This window comes from Vibrio sp. YQ_11 (assembly GCF_043103065.1).
Taxonomy (GTDB): domain Bacteria; phylum Pseudomonadota; class Gammaproteobacteria; order Enterobacterales; family Vibrionaceae; genus Vibrio; species Vibrio parahaemolyticus.
The window spans coordinates 328,803-348,373 of record NZ_JBICJM010000005.1 but is presented as its reverse complement, the minus strand read 5'-3'; the positions used below and the strand labels follow the sequence as shown (position 1 = coordinate 348,373).

Here is a 19,571-nt window from a genome sequence, read left to right as displayed (position 1 = left end):
TTTGCTTGTTCCTATCGTAGTTTTTCAACTCTGACTCATGGTGATTTAAACGAATCGATGCCAAGGAAACGCACAAGCTGCAACAATAGTTTTCGTCACAACGGAGCGAGATTATAACATATCGCTGATAATTTTCCTCATTTCAGTGACATTCGCCATCTTTATAGTTGCTTTCCGCAATGATTAACTGCTCAATATCATTTCCACAGATAAAAGAGCGAAGCGCGTTAAACTTAGCCTCATCCCAAGAATACATCTTAAGAGCCAATAACTTATCAATCGTCTCTGAGTCAAAACGAGTTTTGATCGGCTTAGCAGGAGCGCCCGCTACCACGGTGTACGGCGGCACGTTTTTCGTTACGACACTGTTTGCGGCAATCACCGCGCCCTCGCCAATCGTAACGCCTGGCATGATCATCGCGCGCATTCCAATCCAAACAGCATCTCCGATAATCGTGTCGCCCCTGCTTTGATAGGAGCGTTCGACATCATCAAGAAACGGATACAAGCAGAACCAATCGGTTCGATGATTGTGGTTGCCACCCATTAAAATCACCGCTTCGGCGGCGATACAAACGTAGTCACCAATATAGAGTTGGTCGACTTCCCAACGGGGTTGCCACTGCTTGCTGATTTCATCCCCCAGCAGATAACGAACGACGGATTCCTCAAAACCATTATCCCAGCAATCGCTGTAATAACTGTGAGTACCTTTAATATGGATGTTGGCGTTTTGCACCACTTGGTGCAGATACTGAACTTTAGACCAATGTTTAGTCATGGCATTTGCCTCTTCAATAGAGAGTAAAATTTTGCCACGGAACGATTTCTCGTGGCGCTGTTGCTGCGTTCTCAGTCAACAACGCCTATTGGATTCGGGGTTGTAACAACAGTGGATTAGGCATAGTGATCTCCTTTAGGCGAACTATAAAACGAATTGTCGCAGAGTGACAGACGCCAATCCCGATTATTCATTCGCCAAAAACATGTATAATTTTTATGCAAGCCATTCAAATAACAAGAGCTCAACATGAAAATTCAATCGCATCTCCCTGCACTATTACTCTGCGCCGCTTCTGCCAACGCAGCGGACAATATTCGTATCGAGTACATGCCCGCAGAAACAACTCATGACAAACTTGCCGAGCAATCCATTCAAAGCAGCGATGTGAACCCGATTTTTGTTCGACTTTCTCAAGCCTACTTCCCTTTTCGTAAACCGCTCACTCTGATTTATGGCGGCGAAGATGGCCCTATGTACGATCCCGACACGCACACCATCCATATTCCGTATACGTTTTACTTGGAGTCACTCAATTACTTCTCCAACAACCAATATGAAGATCGCTACGGAAAATCGCCAAAGACTGGTGCATTAGATACCTTATTACACACTTTGCTGCATGAAGCAGGGCATGCGTACATCGAGGATCAAAGCATCCCTGTGTTGGGGAAAGAAGAAGATGCCGTTGACAATTTCGCCACTATTTTACTGATCGACTATTTAGACGATGGCGCCGATATGGCCATCAGTGCTGCCGACATGTTTGCGTTTGAGTCCGATGACAGACCCGACTATTACGATTTCGGCGAGTACATTGACGAACATAGTTTTGACCTGCAGCGTTACTTCTCCACTTTGTGCTTGGTGTATGGCAGCGATCCTGAACAGTACAAATCGTTACTCGACGAAGTTGAAAAAGACTACCTTCGAGATCGCAAAGACTTCTGCCAATACAATTACGAAAACATTCGCACTAACTGGCAGCACTACCTGTAGCACAATGAACCCAAAGAAGCATCGCCACGTAAAAGCAGCGAGAAACCATCAAGCAGCCCCAATGCAATGACGAATTGATATGACTAAACTGACTATTTTCTACGACGGCACTTGCCCACTGTGCGCCAAAGAGATGAAGGCATTACGCCAACACGATCATGAGCAAGAGATAAACACCGTTGATATTTACAGCGACGCTTTTTCGGCCTACCCGCAAATCGCCCCTGATCGTGCCAACACCATTCTGCATGCCTTGGACAACCACGGAAATTTACTCCTCGGGCTGGATGTGACCTACCGAGCTTGGCAGCTTGTTGGACGAGGTTGGTTGTATGCACCACTGCGCTGGCGACTCATCAGACCTGTTGCGGACTGGCTTTATCTGCGCTTCGCCCAAAATAGGTATCGCATCTCATATTGGTTAACGGGCACTTCTCGTTGTAATTCTAGCCGCTGCTCTCGGTAATTGTGATCACGCTTGAAAATGTTAATACGCTCGCGATAAATCGTGCATTTCCAGTACTTCTCTCCTACTAAGTCGGTTAATCTGCAATCACTACAAAAATAAATAGCTATATATTTATCCGGCAAATCGATTGAATTTTGCCTTTTCGTAACGCTGCGCCGAGAAGTAAGGAAGTCTCTATGAATCTAACCATAAGAAAGCGACTGTATATTCTTTCCATCATTCCAGTGCTCACCATTGCACTAGGTATGATGTGGTTCACCTACCTGCAAACTAACGCTTATAACCAACAGCAAATTGATCAGACCCACACCACCATGATGGCGATGAAAAAAGCCGAGCTGAAAAACTATGTTCAGATGGCTCGCTCGGCGATTGAACCGCTACTCAAGAAAAATGCGACATTAGAAGAAGCTCTTCCCGTTTTACGAGAGCTGGAATTTGGTGAGACGGGCTACATCTTCGGTTACAACTCCAAAGGCGTCCGTGTTGTGGTCGGCAAGAACGACAAAGGCATCGGTGAAAACTTCTATAACCTGCAAGACAAGAAAGGTAATTACCTGATTCAAGATTTGCTGAAAAACGCCAAAACGGGTGAATTCACTACCTATTACTTCCCGAAACTAGGACAAACAGAGGCGCTACCGAAATTGAGCTACTCAATGTTCATTCCTGAGTGGGATTTAATGATCGGTACCGGCTTTTACACCGATGACATTGATGCCGTCATTGCAGAAATGGAAGCTTCAGCCCATGACGCGCTCAACACGACTCTAGTGGCCATTGCGCTGTTCTGTGTTTCTATCGCTGCCGTGGTTGCTATCTTCGCCGTGTTTGTGAATCGTAGCATCATGCGACCAATCGAACAGTTTGATGCCTCGATCCAATCCTTCGCGCAAGGCGATGCCGACCTTACGGCGCGCATGCACGAGTCCAACGTACCTGAGTTCAAACAGTTAGCGCACAACTTCAATATCTTTGTTGAAAGCCTACAGGGCATCATCAAGAGCGTGACTCAAGTCGGTGAAGAAGTCGTCGCAGAAACCAACAACATGTCGCAACGCGCCTCTCAAGTCGACGAACTCGCTGGCGGTCAACGTGAAGAAACCGAGCAAGTTGCCGCAGCGATGACGGAAATGACAGCCACCGCGCATGAGATTTCGAACAACGCCAACCAAGCAGCAGAATCAGCGCGACACGCCGATGAAAACGCTCAACAAGCGAAACACATCGTCGATTCCGCTGCGAATTCTGTCGAAGAGCTGGCAAGCGAAGTTTCAGAGGCGAGCACTGTGATTGCCCGTTTAGAAAGCGACGTTCAAAACATCTCATCGTCTTTAGAAGTGATTCAAGATATTGCCGAGCAAACTAATTTGCTTGCGCTAAACGCCGCGATTGAAGCTGCGCGAGCTGGCGATCAAGGACGTGGATTCGCGGTAGTAGCAGATGAAGTCCGCAAGCTGGCAAGCCGCACTCAAGACAGTACAGGCGATATCCATAAAATGATTGAGCAACTAAAATCTGGCTCAGATGCCGCTGTACGTGCGATGGAATCAAGCCAAGCGCGCGGTGAAGCAACGGTAGAAGAGGCGCGCGCCGCCTCGGTTGCGTTGCAAGACATTCAAGCAGCGATTGCCAACATTATGGACATGAACACGCTGATCGCCACTGCAACCGAAGAACAGAGCCAAGTGGGACAAGAAATCTCTCAACGTGTTGAGGTCATTTCGCAACAAAGTAGTCAATCGGCAAGCCTTGCCAACCAAAACCGCTCGGGAAGCCAAAACCTCAATCACAAAGCCAACGAGCTCTACGACTTGGTTGGTCGTTTCACGGTTTAATCCAACAGGCTAACCGACAAATAAAAACAGCGACGTCATAGCGTCGCTGTTTTTGTTACGGCCTAGAAACGACTTCGCTATAATGCCGCCAACTTAGCACCCACAAGGGCAAATCGACATGATTATTATGACCACCAATTTCGGTGACATCGAAATTGAACTGAACTTGGAACGAGCGCCAGTGAGCTCAAAAAACTTCAAAAAATACTGTGAAGAGGGCTTCTACAACGGCACGATTTTCCACCGCGTTATCGACGGTTTTATGATTCAAGGTGGCGGTCACACTGAGGACATGACAGAAAAACCAACCCGCGCATCAATCGCAAACGAAGCGAACCGTGGCCTAAAAAACACCGTCGGCACAATTGCGATGGCACGTACCGACGCGCCGCACTCAGCAACTGCGCAGTTCTTCATTAACTTGGAAGACAATGATTTCTTAGATCACACCGCCACCACCAACTTGGGTTGGGGCTACGCGGTATTTGGAAAAGTGACAGCGGGCATGGATGTGGTTAATCGCATCGCGAAAGTGAAAACGACATCAAAGCAGGGTCACGATGATGTGCCATGCGAACCTATCATTATTGAAAGAGTGACGATCAGCGAATAGTCGCCTCTATCCGCTCCAAGATAAGAAAAAGCGCCTAACCTCTTCTGAATTAGGCGCTTTTTTTGTGTTGATGATTAGTAGGAATTCTTGGATTAGATAGAATTATTGATAGAAAATCTCGGCTTTGGCACCGACCAAATCGAGTTCAGAACCATGAAAATTAGCTAGGTATTCCGCGACTAGGTTATACCCCACCCAATACCCCATGTACTTCGGCCAACGGCTTTCATCGCTTCCCAAAAAGTAAGCATCAAAGTTGTAATCCAAGCTCGTTAACTTATCTTTCATCTCTGTGTAAAACGGCCGCCAGTCGCGGTCTTTTATCAACTCAAACAAACTCGGAATGATGCCGCCGTTGACCTGACGTTCAAAATGGCAAGCCAAGCCTTCCATGATCAACACCTCTCCCAGAGTGAGCCCATTTTCTCCCGATCGCATCCGAAACAGATGATGCAATTCATGCGCGAGCACTACAGCTAGTTCGTTTTCAATGACGGTTTTAATATCCGTACGCTGGGTGTCTAGCAAGACTTCGACTCGGTAAGGGCTTAAGCAGTAACCACCAATGCCACTTTGCGGCGCATCACCATGACCAAATGGACTGATGGTGACATCAATATTGGTCAGTTCAAAATGATCGGCGAGTTGCAGACTCAGGCTATTCAGCTGTTCATACAAATAGTCAGCAACAAGAGACAACGCTCCCGTCGCATTCAATAAAGTCACACGATAACTCATTTATCTTCCTTGATAATTTAGATGATGAGGGGCGAGTTTACAGTGTAAAGAGTGAGCAGTAACGGATTAGGGAAAAGTTACATGCCTTTAAACAAACTTTGAGAAGCGCGGCTCACTGGCAACTTAGTTTCACCAACATAAACAAACATTCTTCCTGCAAAGTCTTTGTTTACTTTATTGATTTTAGACACTTGCACCACGCTTGAGCGATGCACTTGCCAAAACTGCTCTGGGTTTAGCTGCCCAATCAACTCTTTGAGCGATGTGCGGATCAAATATTCTTGCACTTCCCCCAGCCCTTGCTGCGCATACACCGAAACGTATTTTTCTTCCGCTTTGAAATACAGCACATCAGATGTCGCGATGAGATGAATATCGTCACCTTGCGTGGCTTTAATCCACTGTAAGTATTGCGGTGTTTGAGGCGCAGACAACTGTTGAAGTTGTTCCAACAAACTATTCATCTGAACATGGCTGTTGTCGCTTCCTCGTTGGCTGAGTCGTGCTTTGACTCGTTCACAGGTCGTCTGCAAACGAGCGTCGGAAATGGGTTTGAGCAGGTAATCTGCCGCGTTTTGCTCAAACGCTTTAATGGCATAGTCATCATAAGCAGTAACAAACACGATCAAAGGCGGGTTGGCCAAACGATTGAGTTTTTGCGCCAAACTCATGCCATCTAACACGGGCATACGAATATCGAGAAAGGCAATATCAGGTTGGCTTTGCTCAATGGCGAGCAAGGCTTGTTCGCCATCAGCTACCTTGGCAACGATGTCCAACTCCGGCCACACTTCCGCGAGGCTTTTGTCGAGATGATGCCGCAATAACGGCTCATCATCGGCGATAATGGCAGTAAACCCTGTATTCATTTCACTGTTCCTTACTTGTCATTGGCCAACTCAAACGCACACTCACACCACCTTCGGAAGATTCACTGATCGACACCTGACCTTTGCCTGAAAATAAGGCATCCATGCGCTGTTTAAGGTTACTCAGCCCAATCCCCGAACCAGAGTGATTGCTGACGTGACTCAACCCCACGCCAGTGTCTTTCACTTCAATTTGCAACAGCTGTTTCTCTTGCTTTATCAGCAATTGGACTTCACCACCTTCACGTTTTGGCTCGATGCCGTGAATAATGGCGTTCTCTACCAAAGGTTGTAGCATCATCGGAGGCAACTCTGTATTTCCTAACCCTTCTTGCACCTCGATTGTGTAGCTTAATCGCTCGCCTAAACGAATTTTTTGAATACCCAGATAAGCGTCAATCAAGGCGATTTCATTCTCAACCGTGGTGTGCTCTTCACGCGAGTTTTTTAGCGTTGCACGCAATAACGCCGTGAGTTGATCCAACATTTGTTTGGCTTTATCGACGTCTTGCGACATCAACGCGCTGATATTGGCAAGCGTATTAAACAGAAAATGCGGCTCAATTTGGCTTTGCATCTGCTTGAGCTGGCTGAGTAAAAGGGCTCGTTCTTGTTCGGCATTTTCACGTTTGATGCTCTCTAGCTCACGCTGTGCAATGGCTTCTTTTTCGCGTGAATGGAAATAAAAATAACACATACCGCTAAACAGCAGGCCCATCAGCAAGACAGGCAACATGCCCGAAATACCGAAGTATTCACCGAGCCAAAACTGCGCATTAATTACACCAAACAACAAACACGCGGTCAGTGAAAGCGCAATTTCTAGCATGCGTGGGATGGTCGGAAACAACTTGTCGATCAACCACGAGAAGAACAGCGCAGAGTAGCCAAAACCAAAGCTCACCAGCACATGCACGTAGTACGGACCGCCCCAAACTGAGAGCGTCATTCCCGAGATAAACAAACAAAACAACGTGGTGACAACCACACTGCGCTGCCATCCACTTGCTACCATTGACTTAGCTGAACACATTTAAAATTTCCCTTTGATGTTAAATACAATCATATGCTTATCGTTGATTTGTGCGTAAGCAGAATGGTCGTCTCCGGTTAAAAAGCGTGCGGCAACTTCCACTTCTACACTTTGATCACCAGTGTCAATCCATTGATAATTCAGCCATTGCGTCACAATCACACCGCCATCTTGCGGCGAGTACATGACGTCCAACGTTGGAGTGACATTGCTAAGCAACTCCAAATCCGATCTTCCGCGCCACGCAGTCCACGCTTCAAGATCCCAGCGCCAATGCAACATGAGATTGTGCTGAACAATATTGGCGTGTTGAAACCCTTGGACGTAGCTAGTAGCAAGTAGAGTCGTATCCGACGATTGGGAGAGCCATTCTCCACGTGCGATTGCTTGCTCCCATTGGCTTTTCGACCATGCTCGGCTGTCATACCAATATTCGGCGATCACATTGTGTCCGGCTTGGTTCGCCCAGTTCAATCCCACCAACGCTTGGAAAGCGTTGCCCTGTTCTTCCACCGTCACGGGTTGATAACGATCGCTCGGCTGCCCTTCATTTTTAAACTGATAGCCAACGCTCTGCTTTTGCCACAGCAACGAGCTGTGCATGGCTAAAGATTCATCCAACACGGCAATGGCACTCACACCCAACAAGCCCCGACGCACATCATCGTAATAGCCTATGAGTTGGTACTCCGTATCGCGCACCAGCGCATAACGGCGAATCCCAAACCCACGCTGTTCTACGGCTTGATCAAGCGCGCTTTGATCCTGTTGTCCCCAACTTGAGTCTGTTGCAATCACCGTCCATACACCTGACATGTCGTAATACGAAAGTGAAAACACACCCGCTCCCTCCTCTGCCACCAAGCCGACCGGATTTTGTCGATATGGTTTGAACAGATCTAAGGGTCGATAGCCATAACCTACGCCCCAATCAACGCGCAACTTGCCTGCGCTGACATCCAAAGTGGTATCACCAACTTGCCATTCGCCCTGCCACGCCAGTTCTCGGATAAGAAGTTGATTATCCGCCTCACCCCACCATTCATGCTCATCTTGCTGATTGAGATACAAACCTTGGCTGTACAAGGTGAATAAGCCACTGATGTTTTGATAATTCACTTGCACATCAAGTAGAGCATTGAGCGAGTCACGCGCGCTTCCTTGCGCCTCCATAAACGCGCTATCTCGCAGCTTGGCAGTTTCGTAACTTACCGCCCAATCCCATTCAAAACTCCACTCATCATTGGCCGCAACAGGTGCAACCATCCAGAATGAAGCGGCAATGAAGCTAATCGCAACGCTGTTTACATTAATGATGGCGTTAAAGAATCGCACTTTCATAAAACATCCTTGATGGCGTTAATAACCTTAAATTACAGCTCCGATGTATTGGCTTTCGGCAAATAACTCGGGTTGTAGAATTTGTTATCCAACTGCCACGGGACGATTTCTTGATACTCAATCACCGTCTTTTTGCTCGGTTGAATGCTGTCGAGCAGGGTCATCTCACTGACGTAATCTTCGCCGCGGTTGGTCGCTCGTCCGTATTGCGCTTGCTTGGCAAGCTTGCCCGAACGCAAATAAAGATCCGCTTTGATCGGGAACGCATCTTGCTCAGACAACCACAAATCGATCTTCTGATAACTCGCCCCCTTGGTCTTGGCCGTTAGGGCAAGGCGATAAACCGCGATGCTCTGTCCATTTATCGTGAGGGTTTCCGTCGCTTTCCACTCGCCTTGGTAATCCTGGCTCCACGTCAACGTTGAAATATCACCAATTGAGGCTTCACCAAGCAGCTTTTGCATTGGCGTAATACGAATTGGGCGGCGGCTCTTTGGCATTTGCAGCCAGTAGTTATCGCCCATCATCAGCATCTTCTGCCCCGCTTCGACCGCCGATTTGAACACCACCAGCGATTCACGGTTTGGCCGCGTGTACACATGGTAGAGACGCGTTTTATCCAACTCTTGGTCTTGATACAAACGCACCAGCGACACCACTTTAGAAGAATCATCTTGCAAGCGGTAGCTGTCGGCTTTCTCAATCAATTGCGCGACTTGTTGTGCATCCAGCGCTTGTTCAGCAGCACTCGCAACGCTGCTGACAACCAATAGTGTGATGGTTAGCAATGGTTTGAAATTAAACATAAATCAGTGCCTCCGTAATTGGCTTGTTCACGCCTTTACGCGCCGAGAAAAACGCCGCGACCAAACAAATCAGCAATACTGATAACCCCGCAGCAGCCACCAGCTCCCAAGAAAAGTAAATCGTCAATGGATAGCCTTCTGTGCGTCCTGGCGGTGGCGGCATTTGTACGTCCACCACCATCAAAAAAATGGTCACCAGCGCGGTAAACAAGGCGCCGATTAAACTGCCAATCACCGCGAGTAAACCCGCTTCGCGTAAAAATCCGGCGATGATTTCTCGGGGATAACTGCCCAATGCGGACAAGGTGCCGATTTCACGAGTACGCTCGGTCACAGACATAGTCATGGTGTTGAACAACGCGACAAACACGACCAGAGCCATTACGGCGCCCATAATGCCGAAAATACGGTCGTACAAATCTTTCACTTTTAGATAGAAGAACGCACGCACTTGCCAAGGCGTAATTTCAACCTCTTGATCGCCAAAGCTCGGTTTTTGTTTGTTTAGAATCGTCGCGACTTGCTGTTCAACCTTGTTGGTTAAGCTGGTGTCGAACAGAAATACTGACAGCGCACTGACTTTGTCCGCCCCCAGCAGAGACTGAGCACTGTTGATGTGTACGTAAAGTTGGCGTTTATCCAGCTCAGGAACGCCAGTTGAGTAGATACCGCGAACTTTAAAGTCGTAAGCGTTCAAAGCGCCATCTGTCGTAGTAGCAAGTAAGGTAATCCAATCACCCACGTTGACGCTCAGATTATTGGCAAGATCCACCCCAAGCATCACTTCTGGCTCAGAAGCGTCGTAGCGAGAGGCATGAATGTTGGAAAGCGTCTGCCCATCACGCACGTCCAAAAACGGCCCTTTCATATCGAACTCGCGTTCGTTAACGCCGATGCCAATAAAAATCGAGGACTTGCTGCCGTTAGAGATCAAACCGCTGAATTCCACTCGAGGCTGTACGCCTCGCACCTCTCTCAAGCCAATCAACTGTTTGGTGATCGCATCGGCATGGCTCAAACCATTGCTCAATGGCATCTCTTCTTCTTTAGCGAAATAGCCCGGCGTGGTTAATGTCAGATGCCCCGTGTCACGCGCTGTGGATTCTTTCAAGCTGTCGTAGGTATAAAGGCCAAAACCACCTGCGCTGGTCAGCGCAAAAACTGCAATGGCGATGATCAGCATCGACAACAAACTGCGTCGGCGATTACGTTGTAGGTTCAGCCAAGCAAGGCGAACCGAAACGGGGATTAGCTTGCCCATGAAACCTCCTCCACACTGGCGTGCGTTTGGATGATTTTGCCGTCCACCAGCTCGATGGTGCGATCGCAGCGTGATGCCATGCGAGGGTCGTGAGTAGCGACAATGAAGGTGGTACCAAACTCGTGCCCAAGCCCTTTCATGATATCGATGACTTTGTTTGCGGTTTGGCTATCGAGGCTTGCTGTTGGCTCGTCGGCAATCACTAATGCAGGTTTGTGAACCAAAGCGCGAGCAATCGCTACCCGTTGCTGCTGACCACCAGACAAGTTATCGGGCATGTGATGGATAAATTCGCCCAGCCCCACATGTTCCAGCATTTGTGAGGCAAGTTCGGTTTGTTCAGTTTTTGAAAAACCGTTGAGATGCAGCGGATAAGCGACGTTCTCCAAAGCCGTCATCACTGGCACCAAGTTGAATTTTTGAAATATAAAACCCAGCTTTTCACGGCGCATTTTCGCAGCCTGCATTTGTCCACTCGGGTAAGGTTGACCAGCAAACGTTACCTGACCTTGATATTGAGAATCCAACATGCCAAGCACATTGAGTAAGGTACTTTTTCCTGAGCCGGAAGGCCCACACAGCGCCACCATTTCACCGGCAAACACCTCACCAGAGACTTCTTGCAACGCGCGTACGGTCTGGCTGCCAAGAGTGTAATCGCGACTAAGTTGACTGAAAACGATCATGACGCCTCCTTAATGTTTAGCCAGTAACGCTTTGGCTGTTTGCGTTTCTAAGTGAGTGCTATCGAAACTTTCCATTTTCGCCAACCATTTCTGCGCTTGCTCCATGTCCTCTGCACGCAGCGCTGCTTCAATGGCGTAAAGGTAAACCCAAGCCGTTGCCGCGAACGGTTGTTGATTGAAGCTCGGGTCATCAAGCAGAGTCAGGTACAGCTCGTACCCACGCTCAAAGTGATTAAACATATCCGGAAGCGAAGTGTAAGTGGTGGCCGCCATCGCAGTAGCCAATTGATATTCTGGTAGCCCTTGTAAACGCTGCTGCTCTTGAATCGGCATAGGTTGATTCGCCATTAAATCCAAACCTTTCTGAATGGTGGCAAGCCCGCGCTCAGTGAACTTCATCTTGTTCCATGGCATAAACGCATCGCGCCCTTGCAAGGTTTCACTGCTGCCAAGGTAAACCAATGTCACAGGCGTAGCGCCTTGCTTTTGAACTAATTGTGAAAGCTCGTCATGTACAGTATCCACCAAACCCGTGTCGCCCTGTGCGGCTTGGTTAAAGCGAGTTAGTAACTGCTCAGTAGGGTTTGCCAACGCCAAGCTGCTACTCAAGGTAAACGCTGCCAATGCCGCGCCGAGCAAGGTTGTGGCTCTGGATAAATGAAGATTGAAAACCATCATGGTGACTGTCCTTAGTTGAACGTGATTTGATGGTTTCAGATTACGCCATCGCTTCATAGCCAACTGTAGGATGCGACCAATGGTATTTTTAGGGAGTAAATAGGCGTGAGTGGCGATAAATGGTTTTGAGTGAAAACACAATAACATCCGAGCGAGTTATCAATTATTGCTGGATTCAACACTAAGTACGATAAAAAGAGTGGCGAAAATATCAAGGCTGGTGTATTTATCCTCTTCACAACATTCCCAGTCGACGTACCACAACAGATGATGCTGCACCTCCTTTCTCGCACTCCTTTGCGCCGCATCTGTGAACAGGCCTGTTGTGCTTTCACTTTCAACAAATCTAAGAAAGCCAACATACCCGACCTATTGGATTCTTAGCATCGGAATAGTTTGAACTCTCTTGAGTTCTGGTTGTTTTCGCTCTTTTGAGAGCGTTTTTAGGTTGTAGTAAATGAACAAGCGTTTCTTTCCAAGAATCGATTTGCCACTTTTGATGGCGATAATTCCGATCATGTTATTGAGCTCGCTGACGCTATGGAGCGCCAGTGGCTTCGATGAATCCATGCTCTTTAAACACTTAGCCCGCTGCGCACTGACACTGATGTGTATTCTGGTGATGTCATCCATTCCAGCAGCCAGTTATCAACGCTCGGCACCGTACTTGTATTTTGTCGCCGTGTCGTTACTGCTGGCCGTCGCGCTGTTTGGTGACAGCACTAACGGTTCACAACGATGGCTAGATGTCGGCTTTTTTCGTTTTCAACCTTCGGAATTAATTAAGCTGTCGATTCCGCTCATGATCGCTTGGATGCTGCACCTGGAAGGCGGCAGACCTGACTTTCGTAAAATCGCGCTTTGTTTGATGATTACCTTGGTTCCCGCAGGGTTGATCGCTCTGCAACCCGATCTGGATGGTGCGATCTTTACCGTGATCTACGCACTATTCGTGTTATTTTTCGCGGGTATGAGCTGGAAAATCATTGGCGGATTTGTGGTGAGCGTTCTAACGCTCGCACCAATTCTGTGGTTTTTCGTGATGGAAGCCTACCAAAAAAGCCGTGTGACTCAGTTCTTACACCCAGAATCTGACCCACTTGGCTCTGGTTACCAAATCATTCAGTCGCTGATTGCGATTGGTTCGGGCGGTATGAAAGGCAAAGGTTGGATGAATGCCACACAAGGAACACTGGGCTTTATTCCAGAAAGTCATACCGACTTTATCTTTTCAACCTATGCGGAGGAATGGGGGTTCATTGGCTGTGTGGTATTGCTGACGCTATACCTATTTATTACAGCACGGGTGATGTTGCTAGCATGCCAATCTGAGCACTTTTTTAGTCGCTTAGTCAGTGGCACCTTGGCGATGAGCTTCTTCCTCTACGCCTTTATTAATACTGGAATGGTGAGTGGATTGTTGCCAGTGATGGGAAGCCCGCTTCCATTTTTTAGTTACGGCGGAACGGCCATGCTGACACAGGGCATCTGCTTTGGCGTAATCATGTCTCTGTGTTACTCCAAATACCGTAATACTTAGCGCTGCTCGCAACCATCAGCACGATCAAAAAAGGCTTCCCTCGGGAAGCCTTTTTTACAACAACGAAAGCTAAAAATTATAGCTCAGCGTTGTGGTATACCTGCTGAACGTCGTCGCAGTCATCTAGAAGGTCTAGGAACTTCTGGAATTTCTCTGCGTCTTCACCCGCTACTGGCGTTTGAGTTTGAGGAACGAAAGTGATTTCTTCCACATCAATTGTCAGATCAGGGAATGCTGCGTTTAGCGCTGTTTTCGTTTTGAAGAACTCAGTGTGAGGAGCAAATACTGTGATCACACCATCTTCTAGTTCAACGTCAGTTACGTCTACGTCTTCCATCATTAGCGTTTCAAGAATCACTTCATCGTCTTCGCCTTTGAATTGGAATACCGCTTGGTGATCGAACATGTGAGACACAGAACCTTCCACACCAATTTTCGCGCCAACTTTTACAAAGCATTGGCGAACATCTTGGAAAGTACGGTTGCCGTTGTCTGTTAGACAGTCGACGATCACGCTTGTGCCACCAGGACCAAAGCCTTCGTAACGTGCAGGTACGTAGTCTTCACCACCGCCGCCGTTTGCTTTGTCTAGTGCTTTTTCAATAACGTGCGCAGGAACCTGGTCTTTTTTCGCTTTTGCGATTAGGTGTTTCAGAGACAAGTTCATGTCTGGGTCACTACCACCGTTTTTCGCACACATGTAAATTTCTTTACCGTATTTGGAATAAACTTTAATTTTTGCGCCTGCAGTTTTCGCCATAGAGGCTTTGCGCACTTCAAAACTTCTTCCCATCGGGATGTCTCTCTAAGTTCAAATTTAATGCGAAGGATTTTAGCAAAGAGTGAAACATTGTCCATTTCACTCTGCAAAGGAATGGGGAGGAAACCTCATTCGCCGCTACGGTTTACACCGAGCCACGGTTCGCATCATGCGACACCCATTACTCGTTTATACTTTTCGACTGCCTGTTGAAAAAAGACTTTTTCATCAGCATCGTTAATCTTAGACAGCTGTTCTTCTATTGCTTCAGGGCCAGATTTGGCCTCTCTGAGTTTCCAAACCAAAAACGACGCTTGTTTATCCAGTTCGATCTTGTTTTTTTCATCAGGCGGCAACAGGGATAGATTAAACGACATTCACAGCCTCAAGGTACTTTAAATACTAGCCGCGCACTATAGCATACAGAGTTACAATTGCAGAATAGAAACGCACTTAACTTGATCAATTTCAAGTTACTCGCTTGGGTGTGGCGATATTTTTGAGGGCTTTTGGCAAATATTGTTCAAAGATTTGCTGTAATCGCGCCTTCGTCACAGGCTTAGCAACAAACGCGTTCATGCCCGCTTCAAAGCAACGCTGCTGATCTTCTTTCACTACATTGGCAGTTAATGCGATGATCGGCACGTGAGCGCCCCACTCATTCATGTTACGGATCTGCTCTGTCGCAATAAACCCATCCATCACTGGCATTTGGCAATCCATAAAGATGAGATCAAAGGCGTGCTCGCGGCATAACTGCAACGCTTCTTCACCATGGCTCGCGACACTGACTTTAAGCCCTAGCACCTCCAGCATAATGCGAACAACCCTCTGATTCACTTCCGTATCTTCGACAATCAAAACCCACGGCTTATCTGGATTTTTGTTCGTTGCCTCATTCGCCTCTGTTCGAGGAAAATCGAGCACATTGAGCGGATCGGTATATGTTGGAAGACCGCTCACCACCGTTAAAGGAATGGTGAAATCGAAACAGCTTCCCAAGCCAAGTTCACTGGTTAGCTTGATGTCTCCACCCATGATGTGGACGAGTTGGGCACAAATCGCCAAACCTAACCCTGTACCACCATATTTGCGAGTTGTACTGCCATCGGCTTGTTGAAAGCGTTCAAACACCGCTTGCTGGTGCTCTTTGGCAATACCTATCCCCGAGTCCACAACGCGAAAGCGAACTAGGGCGATATCGTTGTTTTGCTCGTGCAATGAGACAAGTAATTTGACATGACCACGCTCGGTGAATTTGACCGCGTTGCTAAGTAAGTTATTGAGCACCTGCTTCAGACGTCCTTCATCTCCTTGTACTTCAGCGGGCAACTTAGGGTCGATATCACTGAGCAATTGCAAATTCTTTTGCTGTGCTTTTACGGTGTGTAAGCTGATCACATCATCCAATAACTGACGAAAATGATACGTCTCGCTGGCGAGTTCCACCTTCCCCGCTTCAACTTTGGAGAAATCGAGGATGTCATCAATAATGGTCATGAGCGATTGCGATGAGTTATCGATGATCTCCACAAATTCTTTTTGCTGCGGATCGAGCTTAGTATCACTAAGCAGCGACGCCACACCAATAATGCCATTCATAGGGGTGCGGATCTCGTGGCTCATGGTCGCGAGAAACTCACTTTTCTTGCGATTGGCGACTTCCGCCTTATCTCGCTCTGCTTCTAACTCGGCTTGATGCTCTCGCACTTTTTTCACGCTTCGATTGTATTTTTGCGCCAACAAGCTGACTTCATCAAAACACCAACGTTTGGGCAGCGTGACCGTACTCGGCGCATTACCGCCGCTAAAATCACTCACCGCACCGGAAAGCAACTGCAAAGGATTCACCAATAAACGGAAGGCAACCCACAACACCCCAACCATCAACAGCAAAATTTTTATCGCTTCTGTCGTGAGTAGAAAAAAGAACTGTTGCCATAAATCTTGATAGACGGCGCTAAGGTCAGATTGCACAGTCAGCTCTGCAAGCTCAAACGTTTTTTCACCCACACTAAACTGCATCGGCCAACGCCTCTCAACCACATCTTGCGTGATTTCTGTTCCGAGCTCGATGATAACTTCGTCTTTGGTAGCAATGCGTAGGTAATCCACCGAAGGCAAACGCATCGCCCCCAGCGCTTGGGTGAGTAACAGCTCACGGTCTTCAACCCACAAACTGGCTGAAAAGCTGGAGAGGTAGCTCGACTCCACTTGTTTTAAGTCGGTGTCGAGATGGGACAACTCTTCTTGAAAATCACGATATAAACTGATGGCAGAAATGACTAACGTAAAGCTCAAACTCAACGTTAAAACCGCCAGCATAAGCTGGTTACCGATACTAAACCGGCGTTGAGTTCGCTCTTTTACATCCATATGAAATCACTCCGATAATCTTGCGCTACTCTAAATATAGTCGTGAGCAAATAATAATCGAGGATAGGATGAAAGGACTTCTACGTGTATTGGCTTTTAGTTGTATGGCAGTCAGTGCAGCGACCGCCGCTGAAGAGGTGAATTATTACGTTATCGCCGACCAAGCAAGGCCATTTCAAATCGAACAACAAGGACAACAACACGCCGGGATCGTGACGGATATTGTGAACGCGATTTTTGCCAACTCAGGTTATAAGGTGAATTTTCACACCTATCCGTTTAAGCGCATGATTTCAGTATTAGAAACGGGTGGGGAAGAAAACTGGCTGACATACGGCAGCCCTGATTGGGGCCGAGTTCAATCAGAAAACTTATCTAAAGAGCCTATTTACACTGTAAAACACGTGTTGGTATCCAGCAGTGATGCGCCTTTTAAATTCAATACCATGCAAGACATCAAAGGTCGTTCCATCGTATTGCTGCTAGGTTTCGACTACCCAAACTTAATGCCGTTTTTTGAAGATAAAACCGTCAACGAGATGCGCGTTAAAGATTACGACGCCGCATATCGCGTAATTCAGAGAACGCCAGGCGATACGGCGTTTGTCGAGATGGAATCGCGGGTGATGTACAACTTAAAACGTCTGGAGCTGCCAGTCGAACAATTTGAGATTCAATCTTTTAGCGCTGTGATCCCCGACTATTCGATCTATCTGGCCTTTTCTCCAGAGATGAAACCTGAAGTGCAACACTTTATTAATCAACGCCTGTCGGATCTAAAAGCCTCGGGAGAGATCGATAACATCGTCAAACACTATCTTTAACGCGCCTAGCCCTTTTACTGGTGCAGCTTTTGAGATCCCCACTAAAACGCCAGCCTTCTCAAGCTGGCGTTTTTGTCTATTCGATTTGATACACGCCAGAAACGATCATTCCGTTTGATCAACAAAATTGGGATCAAACATGTGCCCTAATTTGTTTGCTTTGGTTTTTAGATAGTGTTGGTTGCTTGGATTGCGACCTTCTTGCAGTGGCACACGCTCAACGACATTGATGTACGCGTTTTTCAAAGCCGCAAGCTTACGGGGGTTGTTGGTCATCAGACGCACTTCGTCAATCCCTAAATGCTCTAACATCCCTTTGCAAAACGCATAGTCTCGCATATCAGCAGCAAACCCTAAACGCTCATTCGCCTCAACGGTATCCGCACCATCATCCTGCAAGTGATAGGCGCGAATTTTGTTGATTAAACCGATGCCACGTCCCTCCTGACGCAAATAGAGCAGCACGCCGCAGCCCTCTTCGACGATGTTTTGTAACGCACGATTTAACTGAAAACCGCAATCGCAGCGGGTGCTAAATAGTGCGTCCCCAGTGAGACATTCAGAATGGAGCCGAATCAATGGCGCAGGCTGAGACGTCGGGTCGCCATACACCAGCGCGAGATGCTCCTTCCCTGTAGCCGTCTCGATGAAGCCGTGCATCATGAATGTGCCCCACTGAGTTGGCAGCTTAGCTTTGTCGATGAACTTAACCAAATTGTAAGGCTCGACATGTCGCAGCTCTGCGCGTACGTTCATCAGAATTTCTCCTAGGTGGTTCAAACCTTTACCGTCTCCCCCATCTCCCCAAAATGCGTCCTTGTGCGAATGCTCAGTAAGGCAAGCATTGCCCGTGCGCATCAGTTTCTGAGCAAGTTTCGGGTTTTGGAGGAATTTTTCTCGCACAATGAATGCCATGACTGAGAGCTTCATTTTGTCCCAATCGCTGCGAACGAGATGCTCGTACTGACGGCTTAACGCGAACGCTTCATCCGGCGATTGGGCATGCTGAATTTTGGTTTGCAGTTGGGCATCAACAAATTTCTGAGCTTGATAGTAGTGTTCGCTGGTGGGCCAAGATTGGGAAGATATTTCGACGGGGGCATGACAGAAGTTGGAGAGGAAGCCGTGTGGCTCATCGGGCTCGTAGAAAAGGATCTGATCAACCATATTCGCGCTCCTGCTTAGATGATATGGATAGTCAACAAAAGGCATATCCTACTGATATATCTTTTAGTAACGCCTCTACCATTTGTCAAACCATAGTAAGCAAGCAAAGTGACTTCAGACTGAATAAAAATAAGGTTGGAGAACAAACAAAACGAGCAAGAAACTTCGGTTAAATGATGGGGTTAGCAAATAAAAAGGGCAGCCAGTTGGCTACCCTATAGAGTGGTACACCGAATTGAGAGAATCAGTGAATCAAGCCAAGTTCTCTTGCTTCTTCAATGCTTAACCCGCTTTCGCGGATTTCACGCAGTGCCTCAATGCGACGTCTGGCTTCTGCTGATTTCATTGTTTTCTCTGGCTTCACAACGGTTTCTTCTTCTTCGGGTAATTCCCACTTGTGAGCGATGTTGGTCATCTCTTCATGGTCGATAGAATTAATGGACATATTTCCTCCGAACACACCATGTTTTGGACAGCTAATCTATAGCAAACCCACTGTGCGGAGGTAAGAAAAACAGTGGGGAAATGTGACCCCTCCCGACCTTTCATCAACTCGTTAATAGATTCATCACTTACCTTTTGCCAAAGGCCAAATTTACGATTAAATTTGAAAAATTCCCCCTAAGAAAAGTGTGCTGATCCAGCTCTCACTTTTGTCTTTTTTTATCACACACTCGTAACCAAAATTCGACTTTTTCTTTCATTCAAGTTTCGAGTCACTTCACCTATTCGGTCGATTACGCTTTCTTCTCATTTGCACATACGATAATGATAATAATTATCTTTTGTATT

General features: G+C 47.3%; 19 protein-coding genes and 1 pseudogene. 6 read left to right on the top strand and 14 right to left on the bottom strand.

Translation table 11 applies throughout. From position 1 onward, the window contains the following. Window positions 1–142 precede the first annotated feature (142 nt). Window positions 143–781, bottom strand: a complete 639-nt coding sequence (locus ACF8EG_RS02055; RefSeq protein ID WP_025516515.1) for a CatB-related O-acetyltransferase — start codon at window positions 779–781, stop codon at window positions 143–145. 249 nt (window positions 782–1,030) lie between these two features. On the opposite strand from ACF8EG_RS02055, the pseudogene ACF8EG_RS02050 reads away from it, so the two are divergent. The 4 genes and pseudogenes from ACF8EG_RS02050 to ACF8EG_RS02035 all read left to right on the top strand — a co-directional run. Further along, a pseudogene (locus ACF8EG_RS02050) lies at window positions 1,031–1,777 on the top strand (DUF4344 domain-containing metallopeptidase); the annotation flags it as partial. Between the two features lie 82 nt (window positions 1,778–1,859). Continuing rightward, entirely contained in the window at window positions 1,860–2,246 is a 387-nt protein-coding gene (locus tag ACF8EG_RS02045) for a thiol-disulfide oxidoreductase DCC family protein (RefSeq protein WP_020838350.1), read from the top strand. A gap of 179 nt (window positions 2,247–2,425) precedes the next feature. Beyond that, window positions 2,426–4,087: a methyl-accepting chemotaxis protein gene (locus ACF8EG_RS02040; RefSeq protein ID WP_015312741.1), complete on the top strand. Its 1,662-nt coding sequence runs from the start codon at window positions 2,426–2,428 to the stop codon at window positions 4,085–4,087. Between the two features lie 118 nt (window positions 4,088–4,205). Further along, window positions 4,206–4,700 (top strand): peptidylprolyl isomerase, encoded by a 495-nt coding sequence (locus ACF8EG_RS02035; RefSeq protein ID WP_069505610.1) that lies wholly within the window; start codon window positions 4,206–4,208, stop codon window positions 4,698–4,700. Between the two features lie 102 nt (window positions 4,701–4,802). On the opposite strand, the gene ACF8EG_RS02030 is transcribed toward ACF8EG_RS02035, so the two are convergent. The 8 genes from ACF8EG_RS02030 to ACF8EG_RS01995 form a co-directional block, all read right to left on the bottom strand. After that, entirely contained in the window at window positions 4,803–5,438 is a 636-nt protein-coding gene (locus ACF8EG_RS02030) for a DUF2268 domain-containing protein (protein ID WP_069505608.1), read from the bottom strand. Window positions 5,439–5,515: 77 nt separating this feature from the next. Then, complete coding sequence (locus ACF8EG_RS02025) at window positions 5,516–6,307, bottom strand: LytTR family DNA-binding domain-containing protein (protein ID WP_069489663.1); 792 nt, start codon at window positions 6,305–6,307, stop codon at window positions 5,516–5,518. A 1-nt stretch (window position 6,308) separates the two neighbouring features. Beyond that, window positions 6,309–7,340: a sensor histidine kinase gene (locus ACF8EG_RS02020; protein WP_069505606.1), complete on the bottom strand. Its 1,032-nt coding sequence runs from the start codon at window positions 7,338–7,340 to the stop codon at window positions 6,309–6,311. Further along, the gene (locus ACF8EG_RS02015; protein ID WP_069505604.1) at window positions 7,341–8,681 is read right to left on the bottom strand and encodes a hypothetical protein; all 1,341 of its coding nucleotides are present in this window, start codon (window positions 8,679–8,681) and stop codon (window positions 7,341–7,343) included. A 32-nt stretch (window positions 8,682–8,713) separates the two neighbouring features. Next, complete coding sequence (locus ACF8EG_RS02010) at window positions 8,714–9,487, bottom strand: outer membrane lipoprotein-sorting protein (protein WP_025571127.1); 774 nt, start codon at window positions 9,485–9,487, stop codon at window positions 8,714–8,716. After that, window positions 9,480–10,748 carry an ABC transporter permease gene (locus ACF8EG_RS02005; RefSeq protein ID WP_069505601.1) on the bottom strand — a complete coding sequence of 423 codons (1,269 nt, stop codon included), beginning with the start codon at window positions 10,746–10,748 and terminating at the stop codon, window positions 9,480–9,482. The genes ACF8EG_RS02010 and ACF8EG_RS02005 overlap by 8 nt, the downstream gene beginning before the upstream one ends. Then, window positions 10,736–11,434: an ABC transporter ATP-binding protein gene (locus tag ACF8EG_RS02000; RefSeq protein ID WP_021450414.1), complete on the bottom strand. Its 699-nt coding sequence runs from the start codon at window positions 11,432–11,434 to the stop codon at window positions 10,736–10,738. The genes ACF8EG_RS02005 and ACF8EG_RS02000 overlap by 13 nt, the downstream gene beginning before the upstream one ends. A gap of 9 nt (window positions 11,435–11,443) precedes the next feature. Continuing rightward, a complete protein-coding gene (locus tag ACF8EG_RS01995; RefSeq protein ID WP_029838604.1) occupies window positions 11,444–12,112 on the bottom strand; it encodes a hypothetical protein in 669 nt (222 codons plus the stop codon). Window positions 12,113–12,569: 457 nt separating this feature from the next. On the opposite strand from ACF8EG_RS01995, the gene rodA reads away from it, so the two are divergent. Next, window positions 12,570–13,652, top strand: a complete 1,083-nt coding sequence (gene rodA, locus ACF8EG_RS01990) for a rod shape-determining protein RodA (protein WP_069505599.1) — start codon at window positions 12,570–12,572, stop codon at window positions 13,650–13,652. A 76-nt stretch (window positions 13,653–13,728) separates the two neighbouring features. On the opposite strand, the gene ACF8EG_RS01985 is transcribed toward rodA, so the two are convergent. The 3 genes from ACF8EG_RS01985 to ACF8EG_RS01975 all read right to left on the bottom strand — a co-directional run bounded on the left by ACF8EG_RS01985 (window position 13,729) and on the right by ACF8EG_RS01975 (window position 16,788). Further along, window positions 13,729–14,445 carry a YebC/PmpR family DNA-binding transcriptional regulator gene (locus tag ACF8EG_RS01985; protein ID WP_005464874.1) on the bottom strand — a complete coding sequence of 239 codons (717 nt, stop codon included), beginning with the start codon at window positions 14,443–14,445 and terminating at the stop codon, window positions 13,729–13,731. A gap of 134 nt (window positions 14,446–14,579) precedes the next feature. Then, window positions 14,580–14,789 carry a DUF3283 family protein gene (locus ACF8EG_RS01980; protein ID WP_005464888.1) on the bottom strand — a complete coding sequence of 70 codons (210 nt, stop codon included), beginning with the start codon at window positions 14,787–14,789 and terminating at the stop codon, window positions 14,580–14,582. Between the two features lie 91 nt (window positions 14,790–14,880). Next, on the bottom strand, window positions 14,881–16,788 hold the full coding sequence (locus ACF8EG_RS01975; RefSeq protein WP_069505597.1) for an ATP-binding protein: 1,908 nt from the start codon (window positions 16,786–16,788) through the stop codon (window positions 14,881–14,883). A gap of 68 nt (window positions 16,789–16,856) precedes the next feature. Between ACF8EG_RS01975 and ACF8EG_RS01970 the strand changes: the two genes are divergently transcribed. After that, the gene (locus ACF8EG_RS01970; RefSeq protein WP_053340349.1) at window positions 16,857–17,612 is read left to right on the top strand and encodes an ABC transporter substrate-binding protein; all 756 of its coding nucleotides are present in this window, start codon (window positions 16,857–16,859) and stop codon (window positions 17,610–17,612) included. A 105-nt stretch (window positions 17,613–17,717) separates the two neighbouring features. Here ACF8EG_RS01970 and ribA read toward each other — a convergent pair whose 3' ends face one another. Next, window positions 17,718–18,779, bottom strand: a complete 1,062-nt coding sequence (ribA, locus tag ACF8EG_RS01965; RefSeq protein ID WP_139124718.1) for a GTP cyclohydrolase II — start codon at window positions 18,777–18,779, stop codon at window positions 17,718–17,720. 244 nt (window positions 18,780–19,023) lie between these two features. Continuing rightward, window positions 19,024–19,224: a PA3496 family putative envelope integrity protein gene (locus ACF8EG_RS01960; protein ID WP_005477395.1), complete on the bottom strand. Its 201-nt coding sequence runs from the start codon at window positions 19,222–19,224 to the stop codon at window positions 19,024–19,026. Window positions 19,225–19,571: the final 347 nt, after the last annotated feature.

Coding starts and splice junctions, on each gene's coding strand:
- ACF8EG_RS02055 (WP_025516515.1), bottom strand. CDS start 781: ATGACTAAACATTGGTCTAAAGTTCAGTATCTGCACCAAGTGGTGCAA.
- ACF8EG_RS02045 (WP_020838350.1), top strand. CDS start 1,860: ATGACTAAACTGACTATTTTCTACGACGGCACTTGCCCACTGTGCGCC.
- ACF8EG_RS02040 (WP_015312741.1), top strand. CDS start 2,426: ATGAATCTAACCATAAGAAAGCGACTGTATATTCTTTCCATCATTCCA.
- ACF8EG_RS02035 (WP_069505610.1), top strand. CDS start 4,206: ATGATTATTATGACCACCAATTTCGGTGACATCGAAATTGAACTGAAC.
- ACF8EG_RS02030 (WP_069505608.1), bottom strand. CDS start 5,438: ATGAGTTATCGTGTGACTTTATTGAATGCGACGGGAGCGTTGTCTCTT.
- ACF8EG_RS02025 (WP_069489663.1), bottom strand. CDS start 6,307: ATGAATACAGGGTTTACTGCCATTATCGCCGATGATGAGCCGTTATTG.
- ACF8EG_RS02020 (WP_069505606.1), bottom strand. CDS start 7,340: ATGTGTTCAGCTAAGTCAATGGTAGCAAGTGGATGGCAGCGCAGTGTG.
- ACF8EG_RS02015 (WP_069505604.1), bottom strand. CDS start 8,681: ATGAAAGTGCGATTCTTTAACGCCATCATTAATGTAAACAGCGTTGCG.
- ACF8EG_RS02010 (WP_025571127.1), bottom strand. CDS start 9,487: ATGTTTAATTTCAAACCATTGCTAACCATCACACTATTGGTTGTCAGC.
- ACF8EG_RS02005 (WP_069505601.1), bottom strand. CDS start 10,748: ATGGGCAAGCTAATCCCCGTTTCGGTTCGCCTTGCTTGGCTGAACCTA.
- ACF8EG_RS02000 (WP_021450414.1), bottom strand. CDS start 11,434: ATGATCGTTTTCAGTCAACTTAGTCGCGATTACACTCTTGGCAGCCAG.
- ACF8EG_RS01995 (WP_029838604.1), bottom strand. CDS start 12,112: ATGATGGTTTTCAATCTTCATTTATCCAGAGCCACAACCTTGCTCGGC.
- rodA (WP_069505599.1), top strand. CDS start 12,570: ATGAACAAGCGTTTCTTTCCAAGAATCGATTTGCCACTTTTGATGGCG.
- ACF8EG_RS01985 (WP_005464874.1), bottom strand. CDS start 14,445: ATGGGAAGAAGTTTTGAAGTGCGCAAAGCCTCTATGGCGAAAACTGCA.
- ACF8EG_RS01980 (WP_005464888.1), bottom strand. CDS start 14,789: ATGTCGTTTAATCTATCCCTGTTGCCGCCTGATGAAAAAAACAAGATC.
- ACF8EG_RS01975 (WP_069505597.1), bottom strand. CDS start 16,788: ATGGATGTAAAAGAGCGAACTCAACGCCGGTTTAGTATCGGTAACCAG.
- ACF8EG_RS01970 (WP_053340349.1), top strand. CDS start 16,857: ATGAAAGGACTTCTACGTGTATTGGCTTTTAGTTGTATGGCAGTCAGT.
- ribA (WP_139124718.1), bottom strand. CDS start 18,779: ATGGTTGATCAGATCCTTTTCTACGAGCCCGATGAGCCACACGGCTTC.
- ACF8EG_RS01960 (WP_005477395.1), bottom strand. CDS start 19,224: ATGTCCATTAATTCTATCGACCATGAAGAGATGACCAACATCGCTCAC.